Genomic DNA, 17,384 nt, shown 5'->3' with positions numbered 1-17,384 from the left:
ACGTGTTCATCCTTGAACGGCGTGGAATAGACCTAACCTTTTCAAGTTTGACAAGGTTGGTAATTGGAATGCACGCTCGCAGCCTAGCAGTGCACGCGCCAGCTAGAGCGCTAGTCTTGCTGACAGCGGCACTGCTCGCACGCGGTAGCCCTGCAGTTGCGAACCGCCGGCTCGTGGTTTAACTTGCCCTCGCACCTCAAGTTAATTGCACTGGCTGCGATCGAACGCCAGTTGACTGCACGCATCAGGACTTTGCCATGAACAAGACAATCGTGACTTCGCTGTGCGTCTTACTGACGCACTGCTATCTGCTGGCGCTGGTCACTTCGGTTTCGGCTCAAGCCGTCGACTGGCCACCGCAAAAAGAAAAGGAAACAGAGTTTGGTGCGCGCAAGCTGGATACCTACGTGCATGGCGTCCAGAAAGAGTGGGGCTACACCCTGCCACAGCAGGATACTTTCCTGGTGCTGCATCCGAAGGAACCGCGAACGAACGCGCCGCTCTATGTCGTGCTGCACTCAGCCGGACACGATGTTCACTCGTGCCTGAAATGCACGGCCACGGTGGGTAATCACGACATCTATCACGCGCCGGATGATTTCTTTGCCCTCTATCTCGATTGCCGCGCCAACAAGGGAGATTGGTGGTGGGGCATCGAAAAGAACAAGGGGCACGCAGTGAGTTCGCCCGAGAAGCGTGTGATCGACAGCGTGAAGTGGGTGATGCAGCAATATGGCATCGACCCGAATCGTGTCTATCTGTGCGGCAACTCGATGGGTGGCAGCGGCACATTGGGCATAGGCATGCGGCACGGCGATCTGTTCGCCGCCATCAAGGCGAATGTGCCAGCCCGCGTCGAGCATGTTTCCAGCCGTATGTACTTTCCGACGGCTGCCCATCCGGATGAAGCCGTACCTGCCGATGTAGTACTGCCCGATCCGCCGATTACCATCGACTATTCCGCGCCCAACGATACCTGGTCGAAGGATCACGATCTGTTCGCCAAGGCGATGAACGAGCGGAAGTATCAACTGTTCATGTACTGGGGACCCTTTGGTCACGCCAACAATCACGCGAACATTCTAAAGGTGAACGATCTCATCAATTCGTTCGATTGGCTGAGCGTGAAGAAGAACGAAGCCTATCCAGTCTTCACCAATGCCTCGACCAACGACCCACTCCCTTGGCCCGCTGACCTGGGTAGCAAGAAGCCGGGGCAGATCAACGCCTTCTTTCGCTGGAAGAACGTCAGCGACACGCAAGCTGCGGCCGAGATGTCGCTGTTCCTGACGAAACCCTCGGACCTGAAAACGTCGTTCACCATTCCCGCGGAAGCGACCGCCGATGTAAGCCTGCGTCGTCTGCAATGGGTCAAGATCGCTCCCGGTCAAACGGTGAAGTGGAAGTTCGGTTCCGCCAGCGGCGAGGCCAAAGCGGATGCCACGGGCCTCGTAACGGTTCCGCAACTAAAGATTACCGCCGAACCCGTCACTTTGAGTCTGGCGAAGTAGTGGCCTCTTTTTCCTTCGCTGCGGTCTGCGCGGCTCGCAGTTTGACCTCGGCAATTTCGACGTCTCCCTTGGCCTGTTCGTATTCGCTGCTGGAGATTCGAGCGGCCTCGTGCAGCGCTGACACGATTTTGAAGCGGTCTTGAGCAGCTTTCAATTTCACTTTAGCAACATCTACCACATTGCCGGTCAATTCGGCCTCTAGGATCTCGACTTTGCTTCTGGCGGCCTGTTGCTCGGCCCGACTGGCAATTCCCGCCTCGTACGCTGCTTCGGTTCGCTTCAGCAATGCTTGAGCCTGTCGTAGCTCTGCCTCAAGTACCTGTCGCTGCAATGGCGAGGTGGCCGCAGGCTTTGGTGGAGTAAGACCGGCAGGCACATCCTCCCAAAGCCAGAGTTCAACCGTGCCCCGCTGATAGGCATCCATACCACCGAGCGCGAGCAACTTCGCCTGCGGGGCAATAGCCAGATCGCTCCACTCAGCGGCACCAGCATTGATCACGGATTGTGAGCGAAATTCACTCCATACCGTGCCTGTTCTTGCATCGAATAGCTGAAGCTTTCGGGGGACACTAAGTACTGCGATCAATTGCACTGCGATCCATTCGCTATCTCCTAAGTACGCGAGTGGCCCAGCTGTATCACGAAGCGATTGCGCCCAGATGATGGTGCCTGAAGCGACATCCCCGATTCCCACTGACCCCGTGTAGGGACGTTCTTTACTGACCATTTGCAGAGGTCCATCGCCAGCGAAAATTACACGCTTGCTGTCGCTGGAGAAGGCCAGTGACCGCAGCTGTGCATTGTGGTTAGTATTGATTTTTCGCAGCATTTCTCCGGATGCAGCGTCCCAGATTTTCACTCCATAAAGGGAGTCAGGATCTTTCCACACGCCGGCACTGGCAACCAGCTTGCCATCCGGAGAAAACGCGGTCGCCTTGGGAGGTCCGGCATGACCTGCGAGATGATGCAGCAACTTGCCCGATTTCACACTCCAAAGCTTCAGTCGCCCCGGCAGGTTTTCGAACCGAGTCAGCCTGCTGTTCTTCCAGCCAATTTCACCTCGACCCTTTTCCAGCGGCGTTTCTTCGACCGCTGCGCCGGCTACCACCAATTGTTCGCCATCGGGCGAGAAGGCGAGCGACTTGACGCTTCCCAGGGCACGAGCGAAGGGACGAAGCAGCTCAGGGGTATCGGTGGCATCTCCCTTTCCATCTACGTCGTCGAAGGAGCGAATCAGTTCACCGGTAACGGCATCAAACAGTTTCACTTGGCCCTGAGTCGTTCCCACCGCGAGTACTTTGCCATTGGGAGAAAAGGCGAGCGCGGCCACTTCGCAAACGAGAGGCTGTTTCAGTTTCTTCAGTAACTCATTCTCTTCAGGCGAGATCAGCGTGAGCTTTGCCAGCGGCTTGGCGGCAACTGCGTCCACAATCATTGTCGCAGCCTGCCAACGCTCAGAATGCTGATAAACATCTGCTTGAGGGCGCGCGTTGCTGACTGCGATCAGTCGCCCGTCGGCAGTGATCGCAACTTTGCCGACGCGTTCCCCCACATCGAAGGTCCGCAGGGGAGGGAGCGGATTCTTGGTCTCATACGAGCCAAGCTTTCGCTGCGTTAGCTGCGACAGGCCTAGCTGGCGGGCTTGGCTACTAGCAAAGCTGATGGGACCGTAGTAGTGCAGCTTGCTGGCACCCGGAGCATCCCACTGCAAGTAGAACGAGGTGTTGCCGGGCTGGTAGTGCAAAATGCCAAGCGGAATGTGATCGCGATTTGATTTTTCGGCGGGCAAGATCGGCAGCGAGACAATTCCGCGGCGCAGGCGATACTCGTTTGTGGAATTGGTTGTGTATTCGAACAGGTCAAGCAAGGGATCCGTTGTAACCGAAGTCGTTTTGATGAGCGTTTCAACCAGAGCGGCTTGCTCTTTGGTGGCACGAATTTGACCCGTTTGAAGCTCCAACCATGTTTGTGGCCGAGGGGTAAAAAATGTATCGTTTTGGGGCTTAGGCTTCTGGTTGATTTCAGGTTTCTGGTCGATTTCAGGCTTTGCATTTGGTGTGGCACGGACCCACGTCAGATCAGCCAGCTTGGGAGTTGCAGGGTTGATCGTCGACTTGGCATCGGTGGTTATCGCCCCGCGAATCTCTTGATCGACCAGTCGCAGCGATAGCTCACCAAAGCGGTTCGTTCCTTCGTGCCAAGTGCCGTTGAAACGGCGTTCGATCCGCGACCACTTCACCTCGAACTGCCCGCGGTCTTGGGCAACGGTTTCGGTGTAAGTGCCGGAGTAAGCTCCGCTGTCGCGCTGCGTGATGGTGATCTGCCCCCAATCTTCGCCCGACCATGGGCCGGCAATGTCGGGTGCTTGGGTGGCCAGCACGAAAAAGGATGAAAGACCGATCAAGGGAACCAGCAACAGTGCCAGCCAAATAAGACGGTTTTCTCGGCGGGCTGTTGGTGACTGCTTCGGCTTTGGTTCAGCTGACACCAGTTCGGCCGGCAATGGAACCGACGTGGGTTGTTGGAGATGAGCGAGACAGCCTTCTAGCAGGGCCCGCACTTCTTCGGCCGATTTGTAGCGGCGCGCGGGATCCTTTGCCAAGAGACGCTCCACGATAAGCGTGAACCAGCGCGGCAGTTCGGGATTCAGCGAGGCCATTGCTGGCGGTGGATCGTCTACCAGGCGGCGGATGGTGGCCATCAGCGAGTCCGCGCGAAATGGTGAAACCCCCGTCGCCATTTCGTACAGCACACATCCCAAACTGAATAGATCGGAGCGACCATCGAGTGGTTCGCCGCGAGCCTGTTCGGGAGACATGTATTGGGGCGTGCCGGCAATGATGCCAACACGCGTCAGGGTGACATCGTCGGCTGCGCGGGCGAGGCCGAAGTCGGTGAGCACGGCGCGTTCGATCCCCTTTTCGAGCAAAATGTTGGCGGGCTTCACATCGCGATGGACGAGACCTTGCTCGTGCGCGGCGGAAAGTCCCGCAGCGGCCTGCATTCCGATGCGCAGGATCTCTTTTAGTTCGAGCGTCCCTTGAGCGGCGAGCCGTTGAGCCAAAGATTCACCCGCAACGAGCGGCATCACGAGATACGGCAAGCGACCACTGGCTTGGACTTGATGGATGGCCAACACGTGGGGATGAACAACGGCCGCAGCGGCCTGAGCCTCGCGCGCAAACCGTTTCTTGGCGAGTGGGCTGTTCGCCAAATGAGGGGCGAGGACTTTGATTGCCACGCAGCGTTTTAGCTCGCGATCGTAGGCTTTGAGCACGACGCCCATGCCGCCGCGGCCGATGATCTCGAGCACATCGTAGCCGCCGAGTCGGCCGAGCAGATTCGGGTCGTCGGCAGGTTCCAGATGCTCGACGGTGAAATCGATTTCCGACCATTCGTCGCGGGCCGGCAGCGGAGCCTGGTGTTGAATTTGACTCAGCAGGGCCGCCGCTTCTTGGCACCAGGTCTCGCCGCCTGCGAGCTGCTCCATGGCCATGCTACACGTTGCGCATTCTTCCAAGTGACGATGCAACAGCGTTTCCTGCTCACTGGGCAAGCTGCCCGCAAGTGCTGAAGTCAACAGTTCTGTCGAGCAGCAGTCGGTCATCGTGCTTTCTCCGATTCTTTGACGATCACTTGCAGCCGCGCGAGGACACGGCACTTGGCGACACGAACGGCCCCGACCGTCATCTGCAGCTTGTGGGCAGCTTCGGTTGTGGAAAGTCCGACCACTCCAGTCTCCCAGAAGGCCTGCCAGGTTGCAGGTTGAACTTCGGCGCGCACTTGTTCGGCTGCACGCTCGAAGATCGTACGCCGCAACTCCAGGTCGAATTCGATCGTGTCGGGCTCGCTGGCAGCAGGAAGTTCCTGCAGCAGCGGCAACAAGTCCGACCCGCCAACAGCTACGATCCGCCGTTCGCCGCGCTTCAACCAGTTGATGACCAGGTTGCGTGATACCGTTTGCAGCCAACCACGAAACGAGCCCCGTTCGGTCGCAGGATCCCAGCGATCGATGTTGCGACTGACGGCCAGCAGCAGCTCCTGCATCACTTCCAACGCATCGGCATCTTGCAGACCATGTAGGCGCAACAGCCGATAGATCGTTGGTTCGTAGAGGGCCACAAACTCCACCCAGGATTCATGATCCTGTAGATCTCGCAGCCGAAGTAACAAACTGGCGCGGGTTGTGGGAGTTGAGTTCATGGTCGTGTTCCTACCTTGATACACAACCAAAATTAGCCGGCGTTACACGTGATGTACGAATGATCCGAAATTCGCCGCCGACGGGCGCGAGAAGTGAAAGCCAGTATCGAAGCAGAGCTTGCGAGGGTCAATCCACGGCGGGGTTGGAGAAGGATGATGCGCCGTAAGTCGTGCTCAAGGACTGGAAGAGGGTGTTGATTAATTGGCCGGGTTTATCAACACCGAAGTGGCATATCTCTCGGGTGCGGCGCGCGCAGGTGTTGATAAATGGAGGGGCATTTATCAACAAACAGGAATCATGGCCACTGCGTACTTCGTGCAGTTACGTCACGCGGGCGAGGGGTTGGCCGCCGAGGCAGCGGGCAGTCAGCCACTGATGCGGAAGCGTTCGGGGTAGAGCGAGAGGCCGCGTTCGATCGAGACGTTGGTATCTTCCCACATCCGGATGCCGCCAAAGTAAGCATTGTGGTTGCCACCACGCCGACAGCCTTCGGGCAACTCTTCGATCTTTTTGGCGTTGCCGCCGCCCAGCATTACGTAGTCGGCCAGAAACGCTTGCTTCCAAATCGAAGAGGCCTCGGCGACGGCTCGCCGCCAGCGTTTGGTACCGTTCAACTCCAGACCCTTGCGACACAGCAGCTCGTTAAAGGTCTCACCGCTGGTAAAGCGTAAATGACCAAGCGCGAGCGGGACTACTTTTCCGTCGATGATGAACGCGGTGCCAAGATTGGTACCAAAACCCAAGTAGAGCATGCGACCGCCGTCGTAACTGCCGAGGGCCTGCATACAGGCGTCGTTCATGATGCGCACTGGACAACCGAAGGCATGGCCGTAATCGAAGCCGACCCAGCCTTTGCCCAGGGCCCAAGGTTCGGTCGCTGGATGGCCGTTGATCACATCGCCAGGGTAACCGATCGAGACCCGTTCGAAGGTCCACTCCTTGGTCAGTTCGCGGACCTTCTCTGCCATCTTGTCGGGAGTGAGGTCATTGCCCGATGGGATCTTCTGTTTGTCTCCTTCACCGGTCGTCCAGACTTTGACATTCGTCCCGCCGATATCCAGCACCAAGATGTTCATGAGATGCGTTCCCTCTGCAGGTGAATGAAGGCTCGAGAAATCCTTAAAAGTCTGGCAAGCATCTTAGCCAATAGCAAAGGTTGTGCCGCAACGCCGACGACATGGATCTGGGCAGGAGTTAACCCAGCCATTGCGGGAGCCCGAACCTTGAAATAGCATGGCTGAGAGGATCATTCGCTGTCGCAATACTTTTCGACGACCTGGTCACGACGGCGAAGTTTCCTCAGGCGCGGGCGGCGTTTTCGCAGCGGGGTAACAGCAGACGACCATTCGGTACGTGCTGCGGTTTGAATGTTTCGGGTGTACTGAATGTCGGAAGTAACCGCTGAACAACTAGGCCAACGAATCACTGATTCCGGGCTGATGGACCACCACCAACTGGAGTCCGTCTGGGCCGATCTTGGCTCGCGCGAGATCACCGTTGAGCAATTCACGAGCGTGGTGCTGCGCCGCGAGTTCCTCACCAACTATCAGCTCGACCGGCTGCTGAAGGGTGAAAAGGGCGGCTACTTCTACAACGACTACAAGGTTCTGTACCTGGTTGGTACTGGTACCTTTGCGCGGGTCTATCGCTCGGTGAATATCAAAACCGGGAAGGTCGTGGCGCTCAAAGCGCTACGTAAACGCTTTCGCGCGGAACCGGGAATGACCGAGCAGTTCATTCGTGAAGGTCAGATCGGTGCCAAGCTGCGGCACCCGAACATCGTGCCCATCTACGAGATCGCCGAGAAGCCCTCGCCCTACATGACGATGGAGTTCGTCGAAGGGCGAAACTTGCGAGAGTTCCTGAAGGTGCGCAAGTTCCTGCCGCCGCTCGATTCGCTCAAGCTGGGGATCGATATCCTGGCGGGATTAGCCTATGCCTTTGAAAATGGCATGACCCACCGCGATCTGAAGACCTCGAACGTCCTGGTCACCAGTCGCGGCCGAGCCAAGCTGGTGGACTTCGGCCTGGCAGGGTTGCAAAAAGACAACGCGCTGAAAGAAGACGACCTGAACAATCCGCGCACGATCGATTATGCGGGCCTGGAACGTGCGTCGGGCGTACGCAACAACGATCCGCGCAGCGATCTCTTCTTCGCTGGCTGCATTCTGTACAACATGATCGGCGGCGAACCGCCCCTGGTCGAAACCAAGGACCGCATGACCCGCCTTAGCGTGCAGCGGTACCAGAACATCAAGCCGCTCCATATCCTCAAGCCCGATTGCCCAATGCGGCTGCTGGCGTTCGTCAACCGCGCGCTCGAGATGAACCCAGATCGCCGCTTCGCCAGCGCTGCTGAAATGCACGACGAAGGCAAACGCGTCTTGTCGCGAATTGAGGCGGGCGACCTGGGCGATACCGAACAAGGCGGCGAGAACGCCACGCCGCGCGAGGGCGCGCCCTTGGTCATTGCCTCCGACCAAGAGGGTTCCGGCAAGACCGTGATGCTGGTCGAAAGCCGCATCGACATTCAAGATCAGGTCCGCGAACGCTTGAAGAAGCACGGCTACAAGGTGCTGGTCTTTAGTGACCCCGTGCGAGCACTGGGTCGCTTCAACGAGTACGAGCCTCCGCCGGCTGACTGCGTGCTTTTCTCGACCGTAGAACTCGGCGAGGTCGCTCTGGAGGCTTTCAATCGGTTCGGGGCCGCCGAGCATACGAAGAAGTTGCCGGCCATTCTGTTTGTCGATTCGCGGCAAGCGGCCATCGTGAAAGCGGCTCAGCTTTCTGCCAAGCGAAAGATGCTGCAGATGCCCTTGAAGGTGCGCGAGATTCGCGATGCTTTGCTCGGCATGCTGCGACCAGGCTTCGTCCGCGCTTCGGCTGCGGCCGCCGATGAAGCGTAACGACTCGCCCTAGCTCTTGATTGCGAACTCAATCATCGCTTCGCCCTGCTTGCGACCTTTGAAGTCTTGCTTGGCCTTCAGATCGAGAATGTTCAGTTCCAGGCGATACTTGCCGGGAGTCAATTCGCCGGGCAGATGAATTCGATAGGCCAGAAAGTAGTCGCGGCGATAGTTGCGACAGATTTCGCGATCGAGTGGCAATTGACGCTCGTCGACGAGATTCCCCGCAGCATCATAAATCTGATACGAGCCCTGCAACTCGGTTTCGAACGAGCTGGCTGTCTTCTCTTCCGCAGCGAAGTTCTGCACTTCGACGTACAGAATCACTTGTTGCTTGGGTGTGAACTCGGCTCGTGAGAACTCGGTGTACCAGCCAAAGCTTTCGACCTTCTCGCAGAACATCAGGTTCGACAGATCGAGCTTACTGGCTGCAGAGAGACTGTTGTTCACTTCCTGCAGCGACCGCAGAATCTTGGCGTTGCGCAAGCTGGCTCGCTTGGCCTCTTCGGGAGAGAGCCAGGTGCTCAGGGCGAACATCATCTGCTTGAACGCTTCTCGCTCGGCTGGCGGCAACTGTTCGACCTTGTCTACCGCATCGTCGTTGCGATCGGCGATCAACTGCAGCAGACGAAGCTTCTGTCGCAATGCCGGCACTTCGGTTTCATCTTTGCGCTCAAGCCGCTGTTGAATCTCCCGCTCGAGTGCCGCGATGTGCTTCTGACAAAGCGTTTCAAGAGGTTCTAGTTCGGTCTTGGATGCCGCAGCTTCACCGGGCGAAGTTGACGCGAGTGTTGGATCGCTGGCCGGCGATTGCGGCTTGACATTCTCAGGCTGATGCGAGACCAGAGCGACTTCGCTGCTCGCTGATGATCGTGCCGATGTCGTTGACGAAGGAACGACCGCTGACACTGTCGTCTGCACAAGTGCAGGCTGAGTCAGTGTGTTCAAGCTTCCCAGTGGTTGATTGACCGGCCAATGCAGGGCGCTGGAGTTCAGCGTGGCTTGCACCGCGGTTTCGGTCGGCGAGGGAGGCGACACCGGCAAGTACGTTTCGCGTGGCGTGCTGCTGGTTTGTTGTCGCGGAGCCTGATAGGCCTGAGGAGCGACCATCGCCTGCGGTTGTTGAATCGGTGGTTGGCCCGATGGTGGTATCGACGCGGCAATCGTTTGCTGGGGCGAGGGATAAGCGGTTTGCGCTGGAGATTGCTGGGGAGCCTGTTCGACTTTGGCTGTCGTTGCCGGCACGCTGCCCGGTGGGACGGCCGTCGGGTACGGACTTGGCTCGCGAATCAATTCGGGTGGCGGCGAAAATCCTGTTTCCTGTTCGTCGGCGGCGAGCGACTTGAGCAGGTCTTCGTGCTTCTTCGAGCCCAGTCCCGGCAAGGCGCAGCCAGCGACCAACGTCAGCGTGATGACGCCGAGCGAGGTGAACTGCCAGGTAGTTGCCGAGGAGCGAATCACGGAGCCGATTCCGGGGGATACCGATGAACTTGCCGAGGGAACGATCGCTGCGGGATAGTAGTGACCGAACCCTTTTCGTGCAATGGAAGTTGGGTCACCTGAAAATGCCGATGAGTACGAATGCCGGGTCAAGTCGTTTGAAGTGACGACCATGGCATCCTTTTCGACACCTCCTCGCCAGTGATTGGGGCCAACCGCTTCAATCCCTAGAAGCGGCAGCAGTTGCGTTAATCCCTGGGGGTTACGCGGTTCTTGCTTGGCGCTCGTTTCTCTGACAGTTACACTCAAAAAGGGTGGCAGCAATCGACGTTTTACCGGGCTCACGATGCTACGGTGTGGCGTCCGTTCTTGCCGCCGCCCAGCTTGCAGGCTACTGCCTGTAGTCAATTGGGAATAAGCAGCGATAGCAGTTGCGAATCTGGAACGCTTGCCGAGGGATTTGGATCGAGAAAATTGGCTGTGTTTTGGCGTGTGATTCAGCGACACTGACGGACGGACAAGGGACGGGTTTCCATGGCAAAATTTGATCCGTTTCGGCAAGGAACGCCCCAAACGCCGCCCGCAGGCGCCGGCTTTCCGCCCCCGCCTGCTCCGTTTCCAACTCCCGGCGCTCCAGGCTACGGCCAACCCGCTTACGGTCAGCAACCATATCCGCCCCAACAGCCTGGCTACCCACAACCAGGGTATCAACAGCCCGGCTATCCACCGCAGCCGGGCTTTCCGGCTCCCCAACAGCCGGCCTACTACGCCCAGCCTAGTGCACCGAACAACGGCTATGGCCAGCCGGCCTATCCGCAGCCTGGCTATGCTCAACCGGGTTATCCCCAGCCTCAGCAGCCTGGCTTTCCACAACCTGGCTTCCAGCAACCCGGTTTTCAGCAGCCGGGCTATCCTCAACAGCCAAGTTTTCCGGCCAATCCGTACGCGCCCCCGCCGCCCGCTCAGGCCTTCCCCACAAATTATGCTCCGCAGCCGGTGCCCGTAGCCGCCCCCATGCCGGTTCCGGTTGCAATGCCATCTCCCATGGCTCCTGTTCAGCCGGCCGCACCTGTGCCGGTCACGGTCCGGCCGGTTCAACCTGCGGCTCCTGTGCCCGTGTCGCAACCTCGACCGGTGCAACCTGCCGCTCTTCAGGCCGCCCCAACAGCACCTCGGCCGGTCCAGCCCCAAGCAGTTCCGGCCGGCAACACGGCTACTCTGGCTCCCGCGCCCAATCGACCAACCGTCCCTTCGCCGGGCGTGCGACCAGTACTCGCTCCCGTCAAACCGAAGGACGACAAGCCCAAAGTCGACGCCGAAACACCTGCCGACGCGCCGCCGAAAGATCCGACCGAGAAGGTCATCAAGGGCGCTCCGCCGTGGATGATCAGCCTGGTCGTTCACATGGTGATGCTGATCATTCTGGCGCTGCTGACCATTCCTCTGATAATCAACAACCAGATCGAGATCGAATCGGAACCAGTCTTTGCCGAGAAACTGGGCGAGCAGATTATCGACGACCAGCTGCAATCGCCCGAGTCTTTGAATATGGAGATTCTCGATCCGGCCTTGTCGTTCGATGACAAGCCGGTCGACGATCCGCTGGCGGCGCCGCCGATCGAGATCGCAACCAGCGTCGATGCGAATGTCGCAGTCGATTCCATCGAAGCTCCGTCCATCGGCATGGCCCTCAATGGTCGCGAAGCGGGCTCGAAGAAAGCTCTGCTCGCCGCCTATGGTGGCAATGCCACGACCGAAGAATCGGTTCGCAAAGGCCTGCTCTGGCTCAAGAAGAATCAAAAGCAAGACGGCAGTTGGAGCCTGACGGGGCCCTTCTCCGATACCGCCGGCGTCGAGAATAAGGTCTCGGCCACCGCGATGGCGCTGCTCGCTTTTCAAGGCGCCGGCAACACGCACAAGACGGGCGATTTCAAGAAGGAAGTCGAGAATGGCTGGAAGGCTCTCAAGGCTTTCCAAAATGCCGACGGCTTCTTCGAGTGCGACGCGGCCCACCATCATCGCCTGTACGCTCAAGCTCAGGCGACCATTGCCGCCTGCGAAATCTACGGCATGACCAAGGACGAGCAGTATCGTCCGGTCGCTCAAAAGGCCATCGACTTCGCCATTCGTGCCCAAGCTCCAGAAGGTGGCTGGCGCTACGAACCGAAGATCGATTCCGATACTTCGGTCACCGGCTGGTATGTCATGGCCCTGCAAAGCGGCATGATGGCCGGCCTCGAAGTTCCCAGCCCCAATGTGGGCCTGATCAACGAATTTTTGGACCGCGTGCAGACCAGCGGCGGCAGCATGTACATGTACAAGCCGGGCATGGAGCAAACGCTCACCATGACCGCCGAAGGCCTGCTCTGTCGCCAGTATCTGGGCTGGAAGCACGACGACCCGCGCATGATCCAAGGCCTGAACTACGTCATCGCCAATCCCATCGATTACAACGACGCCAACGTCTACTACTGGTACTACGCCACTCAAGCGGCACATCACATGGGCGGTTCCCATTGGAAGCAGTGGAACCAGGTGATGATTCAAACGGTGCCGCAGGCGCAAGTAAAGACCGGCAACGAAGCCGGCAGCTGGTCCCCCTCGGGCGACCGCTGGGGCCAGCACGGTGGCCGCCTCTATGTCACCTGCCTCTCGATCTACATGCTCGAGGCTTACTACCGGCACATGCCGCTGTACAAGCACAAGATCGAATCGCTGAAGTAAGCCAGCGTCCCGCCTCATCACAGCACCCCGCTCACCTTTTCAGCGCTCGCTGGCGAAATCACGAGGGGCGAACTCTTCGCCCTTACCTGCTCCCGATTCCTAGGTCTGCTGAACACCACTGTTCACCTCCTGTTTGATAACCTTTTCGCGCTTTTTTTCAAAATCACCCGCCTCGTCCGAAGTCTCGCCGCCGCAATTGTTTGCCGCGTTTCTGACCGGTTATTTGCCCCCGAATTCGGCGTTCGCGCGATAACCGTTTGATAACCACTTTTTGGCAAACTGGGCAATTTGCTGCTTCGCCCGCTGCCCCTCCAACACTAATTCATAATGGACGAATATCTTCCATTGCCGTGTAAACTTACTCTTGTAATACTTCATTTTTGACAACCACTTAGCAATCTTGTTTTATTCATGACGTGTTCAATTATTGAACACATCCGACCGTCTCGCGACACTGACGAGAAATCCGACAAAACCAAACTCAACCCGCCGATTCCTTTCGGATCCCGGGCAGTCCCGATTCCGCTGTGCCGCCAACCAGCTCCAGCTCTGACGCGAAGACGGAAACACCCTGGAATCTGCCGGAGGCGTGATTCTTTGTCAAACGCCAATTCTGGTGCGCGAGTCGACGCACCATTGGCATTCCAGGTCACATCGAGCCGATGTGACCTACCAGCCTTTAGCCGCGATCCACTTGGGGCGGCTTCTGATAGTTAGCCAGCAGGCGTTCGGCCCGCTCGCGAATGATCTCGCGCAGTTCGAGCGGCTCGATGACCTCGGCTTCGTCGGCATAGCCCAGAATCCACCAACTGATCTCTTGCAAGCCCGAGACGGTGACCTTGAACTCGAGCGAGCCATCGTCGAGCTGGCGGGTCTGCTGGGTTTGATGCCAGTTCACTTCTTCCACATTGCGTGCGACCTTCGGGCTGAAGCGAATGGTCACGTGCCGGTCGGGCCCCGGTTCGGGATTGAGCCGCCAGGCATTGCGCAGGTGGCTTTCGATCCGAAAGTTCTTGGGCATTCGCAGCGGATCGTCGAGCAATTGAATCTTGCGAATGCGGCTGACGTTGAACGTCCGCACTTCGCGATGCAACGACGAGCGGCCAATGATGTACCAGCTGTGTTGGTGAAACAGCAGCCGGTACGGATGCAACTTGGTTTGAATCTGCCGCTGTTCGTGCAAGCTTTCGTAACGAATGCGGACGCAGCAGCGAACCGAGATGGCCGTCAGCAATTGCTCGTAAATCCGCTCCTGCCCGGCGAGCGAGTTGGTGGCATCGAGCCGAATGCGCACCGCTCCCGCCACACTGCGCAAGTAAGAAACGAAACGCTGCGGCAGGGTGTTGGCCAGTTTATCGGCCGCCGATTGAGCTGCGGCATAGAAGGGAATCGTCCGCCGATCTCCCAGTTGCCGGCACAGCACCAGCATCGCGAACGCTTCTTCAGTGGTGAATTGCGTCGGGGGCAGAAAGAAGTGCCCCGGAATCTGATAACTGCCCCGCTCCTCGTCGTAGTGGAGCGGGACATCGGCATTACGCAAGGCTTCCAGATCGCGAAAGATCGTGCGCCGCGTTACTCCGCACAACTCAGCGAGAGCCTGGGCGTTGTACGCCTGTCCCCCTTGGAGCATTCCGAGCAGTTTCACCACTCGACGAATCTTCGTTAGCGACGGTGTCTTGACCACTGAAGTAGGATTCGTAGTTCGGGGCCGAGGAGGTAGACGCTGGAGTATATCCGGCGGGCGCCACCTTCGCATCTCGCTTCACAGCCGACGACATGATGCCCGTCGAGCTACCCGTTTCATTGGTGCCGGTACCAATCGCATTGGCAACCGAAGTCTCACGACGCAGCGAAGGAGCGGCTGCTCCTCGCAGTGGATTGCCGTTGCTGGCGGTGCGAGCCACCGGAGCTGCCGCAACCGGAACTGCAGCAGCGACAGGAGCAACCACTGGTTTTGGCTTGGCCGAGGTGGCTTCGTTGTAGCTCGGCATTGCGGCCGGTGCCGAAGGGAGCGATGGTTCTTCGATCATCGGAGCCGGATCAGCCGCTTCGCTCGAACCGGTTTCGATGGCTCGCACTCGCGATGCTTCGGGCAGTTGTTCGAAGCCTACTTCGCTGGGCATACCTTCGATGGTGGTGGTGTGCAGAGCACCCGTCGACGAAGGCGTTTCGCCACGGCTGATCACGCTCGGGCGAGTCCAGCCATAGTCGAAGTAGATGCCGGCGTCACGTTCGCGAGCACGTTGCAGAGCGTCGAAGTAAGCCTTTTCTGGCCAGGGGCCTTCTTCCATGCAGATGCCGTTGTATTCGAGGATCGAACCCTTACGAGTGTGCAGGTCGGCGATCGACTTGTTGTATTCGGCCACCGAGACCCAGAAGGCGTTCTGAGCTTGAGCCCGGCGACGTTGAGCTTCGAGCACCAGGTCGAGGGTGACGAGGTCACCTTCGTACTGGTTCTGCACCACTTCCACTTCGGTCTGAGCGGCCACCCAACGATTGGCGTTGGTTTGGGCCAAGTGATAGTTGGCGTCGAGGTTACGCACGGCCTTCGACAGACCGACGTTCACGTCGAGTTCCATATCGTCCAGGGCAGCCTTCTCGCGAGCGAGTCGCAGCTGAGCGTGACGGACACCGGCCAATTCGCGGCGGAAGCCGATCGGGATGTTGAGCGAGCCGAATAGCCCCCATTCCTGATAGTTTCCTTCGGTCAGTTCGTCGACCGCGGTCGAGCCTGGCTGCGGGAAGTTCAGGCCGTTGCGATCGGCGTTGATCAAGTCATCGCCGAGACCAACCCAGCGATACACAGCACCGACATCCAACTGCGGCAGCAGGCGGTTGCGGGCGAGGATCAGTTCCAGTTCGCGTTGCTTGATTTCCCAACGCTTGCTGAGCAGTTCGGGGCGACGAGCAATCGACTCGGCCATGATTTCCGACCAGTCGAAGTTGACGCGAGCCAAGTTCGGATCATCCTTCGGACGAATCAGGCGGCCATCGGTGGCCGTCAGACCCATCAGCAGGCGCAGTTCGTTTTCGTTGTTGTACAGTTCTCGCAGGGCCGTTTCGACCTGAGCGCGGAAGGCATAGTACTGTTCGCGAGCCTGAGCTTCGGCTTGCAGGTTTTCTTTGCCACCCTTGAACTTGGCGTACACAATCCGCCAGGTGATGAGGGCACTATCGCGACCGATCTTGGCGGTCTCCAGGTTGCGGTACGACAGGTACAAGTCCCAGTAGCGGACTTCGATGTTGTTGAGCATGTCCTGCAGCTGACCTTGCAGGTTGAGGATTTCGATATCGTTGCCGATACGGGCAATCACCACCGGCATGCGATTGATTAGCGTGCCACGACCGCGGAGCAGTGGGTGACGAGCTTCGACTTCCATCGTCGTCGTCCAGGTGCTGATGAGGGGTTGCACGTTCTGGCCGAAGTTGAAACCGCGGTTGTACTGGGTGTTGTTGCGGACGGTGTAGGTCGTACCTTCAGCCGATTGCTTGCTGATCGACGAGGTCAAACCGCCATCGACCGTTTTGGTGATGAAGGGGAACGTCGGGTTGGCCGAAGTGATGTTACGAGGACGGTCGGTGTAGTTGAGGAACGCGTTCGCACCACCAGGGCCGTTACCCACGATGCTCAGCTGGGCATCGAAGGCCGACAGGGCCGCTTCCACGCCAAGCTGCGAATTGTTCGTGCCGCCATCGACCGTGGCACCATCGTTTTGAAAGCCGGGATTCGATTCCTGAATCGCCGGGTTGTAAATCGTGTTGAACGACCGGCTACCAAGCTGCAGCAAGTTGCCTTCTTGCGTACCAGCGAACAGGGTGCCGTTTTGCAAACGGACCGGCTGACCACCGCGGACCAGCTTGGTGTTGGCCAACGAGATCGAGACGACCTCTTCCAGCGAGAGCTCCCAAATCTCTTGGTACTCGGGATTGCTCAAGGTGAGCGGCGCGTGCGACTGCGAAGCCTCCGGATTCGGAGGAGCCTGCAGGTCGGGCGTTTCCTGTTGCGTCGCCTTGCCAATGTAGTGCGACAGGTCGCCATCTTCGTGCAGATAGAAAGGCTGAGTCGGATGGCAGCCACTCAAGGTGACAACCATTCCAACAAGTAGCCAGCGCCAAGATTGAATGCGGCGGGTCATCGCTTCCCCATTCCTCAGGAGTTACCGTCAGCAGCCAACGGAGTTCGTTCAGTCAGGACCTGCCACCAGCGAGCGCAAAGCGGATGCAATGCGTGCTGGCAGAATTGATGTACTCAGGCCCCCCTGAGCGATCTCACGTCAGACGCTGCGCACGGCGCACGCCCGATTCGAGGAAATCGTTGGAGGAGTTATCGACCCCCTAACCCGCAAACTTTCGCTAAACGACGGAATCGTTAGGTATTTCTTCCGCCAGTTGCCTGCTGGCATTCGCCTGGCTTTCCCAGACCACCGAGAGTATTGCCAGCGACGAATATCGGCCAGCGAACCGGCAGGCATTCACGCTGGCAGGTAGGTAGTAGTGGTCGCCGCGGTCGTCGTTGCACAGGGCAGCGGCCCGGATTTAGAGGGAACGAGAAACGGAGTCGGAAGCTCTGGATGAGACTGCGGGAGCGCGGTGTTCGAT

Annotated in this window: 9 protein-coding genes; 3 read left to right on the top strand and 6 right to left on the bottom strand. The window is 58.4% G+C overall.

Annotated features, from left to right (window positions below; genetic code table 11):
• The first annotated feature begins 257 nt into the window (after positions 1 to 257).
• On the top strand, positions 258 to 1,511 hold the full coding sequence (locus NA78x_RS07180; protein WP_425617749.1) for a prolyl oligopeptidase family serine peptidase: 1,254 nt from the start codon (positions 258 to 260) through the stop codon (positions 1,509 to 1,511).
• Here NA78x_RS07180 and NA78x_RS07175 read toward each other — a convergent pair.
• The 3 genes from NA78x_RS07175 to NA78x_RS07165 form a co-directional block, all read right to left on the bottom strand.
• On the bottom strand, positions 1,489 to 5,118 hold the full coding sequence (locus NA78x_RS07175; RefSeq protein ID WP_425617748.1) for a protein kinase domain-containing protein: 3,630 nt from the start codon (positions 5,116 to 5,118) through the stop codon (positions 1,489 to 1,491). The genes NA78x_RS07180 and NA78x_RS07175 overlap by 23 nt on opposite strands.
• The gene (locus NA78x_RS07170) at positions 5,115 to 5,714 is read right to left on the bottom strand and encodes an RNA polymerase sigma factor (RefSeq protein WP_425617747.1); all 600 of its coding nucleotides are present in this window, start codon (positions 5,712 to 5,714) and stop codon (positions 5,115 to 5,117) included. The genes NA78x_RS07175 and NA78x_RS07170 overlap by 4 nt, the downstream gene beginning before the upstream one ends.
• A 366-nt stretch (positions 5,715 to 6,080) precedes the next feature.
• Complete coding sequence (locus tag NA78x_RS07165) at positions 6,081 to 6,791, bottom strand: hypothetical protein (protein WP_425617746.1); 711 nt, start codon at positions 6,789 to 6,791, stop codon at positions 6,081 to 6,083.
• Between the two features lie 309 nt (positions 6,792 to 7,100).
• Here NA78x_RS07165 and NA78x_RS07160 point away from each other — a divergent pair, with 309 nt between their 5' ends.
• Entirely contained in the window at positions 7,101 to 8,621 is a 1,521-nt protein-coding gene (locus NA78x_RS07160) for a protein kinase domain-containing protein (protein WP_425617745.1), read from the top strand.
• Positions 8,622 to 8,630: 9 nt separating this feature from the next.
• On the opposite strand, the gene NA78x_RS07155 is transcribed toward NA78x_RS07160, so the two are convergent.
• Positions 8,631 to 10,082, bottom strand: a complete 1,452-nt coding sequence (locus NA78x_RS07155) for a hypothetical protein (protein ID WP_425617744.1) — start codon at positions 10,080 to 10,082, stop codon at positions 8,631 to 8,633.
• A 513-nt stretch (positions 10,083 to 10,595) separates the two neighbouring features.
• Between NA78x_RS07155 and NA78x_RS07150 the strand changes: the two genes are divergently transcribed.
• Positions 10,596 to 12,785, top strand: a complete 2,190-nt coding sequence (locus NA78x_RS07150) for a prenyltransferase/squalene oxidase repeat-containing protein (protein ID WP_425617743.1) — start codon at positions 10,596 to 10,598, stop codon at positions 12,783 to 12,785.
• 679 nt (positions 12,786 to 13,464) lie between these two features.
• On the opposite strand, the gene NA78x_RS07145 is transcribed toward NA78x_RS07150, so the two are convergent.
• Entirely contained in the window at positions 13,465 to 14,430 is a 966-nt protein-coding gene (locus NA78x_RS07145; RefSeq protein WP_425617742.1) for a helix-turn-helix transcriptional regulator, read from the bottom strand.
• Positions 14,372 to 16,921, bottom strand: a complete 2,550-nt coding sequence (locus NA78x_RS07140) for a TolC family protein (protein WP_425617741.1) — start codon at positions 16,919 to 16,921, stop codon at positions 14,372 to 14,374. The genes NA78x_RS07145 and NA78x_RS07140 overlap by 59 nt, the downstream gene beginning before the upstream one ends.
• Positions 16,922 to 17,384: the final 463 nt, after the last annotated feature.

This window comes from Anatilimnocola aquadivae, assembly GCF_049819085.1.
GTDB lineage: Bacteria > Planctomycetota > Planctomycetia > Pirellulales > Pirellulaceae > Anatilimnocola.
This window is presented reverse-complemented; position numbering and strand designations above follow the sequence as displayed.

Coding starts and splice junctions, on each gene's coding strand:
- NA78x_RS07175 (WP_425617748.1), bottom strand. CDS start 5,118: ATGACCGACTGCTGCTCGACAGAACTGTTGACTTCAGCACTTGCGGGC.
- NA78x_RS07165 (WP_425617746.1), bottom strand. CDS start 6,791: ATGAACATCTTGGTGCTGGATATCGGCGGGACGAATGTCAAAGTCTGG.
- NA78x_RS07150 (WP_425617743.1), top strand. CDS start 10,596: ATGGCAAAATTTGATCCGTTTCGGCAAGGAACGCCCCAAACGCCGCCC.
- NA78x_RS07170 (WP_425617747.1), bottom strand. CDS start 5,714: ATGAACTCAACTCCCACAACCCGCGCCAGTTTGTTACTTCGGCTGCGA.
- NA78x_RS07140 (WP_425617741.1), bottom strand. CDS start 16,921: ATGACCCGCCGCATTCAATCTTGGCGCTGGCTACTTGTTGGAATGGTT.
- NA78x_RS07180 (WP_425617749.1), top strand. CDS start 258: ATGAACAAGACAATCGTGACTTCGCTGTGCGTCTTACTGACGCACTGC.
- NA78x_RS07160 (WP_425617745.1), top strand. CDS start 7,101: ATGTCGGAAGTAACCGCTGAACAACTAGGCCAACGAATCACTGATTCC.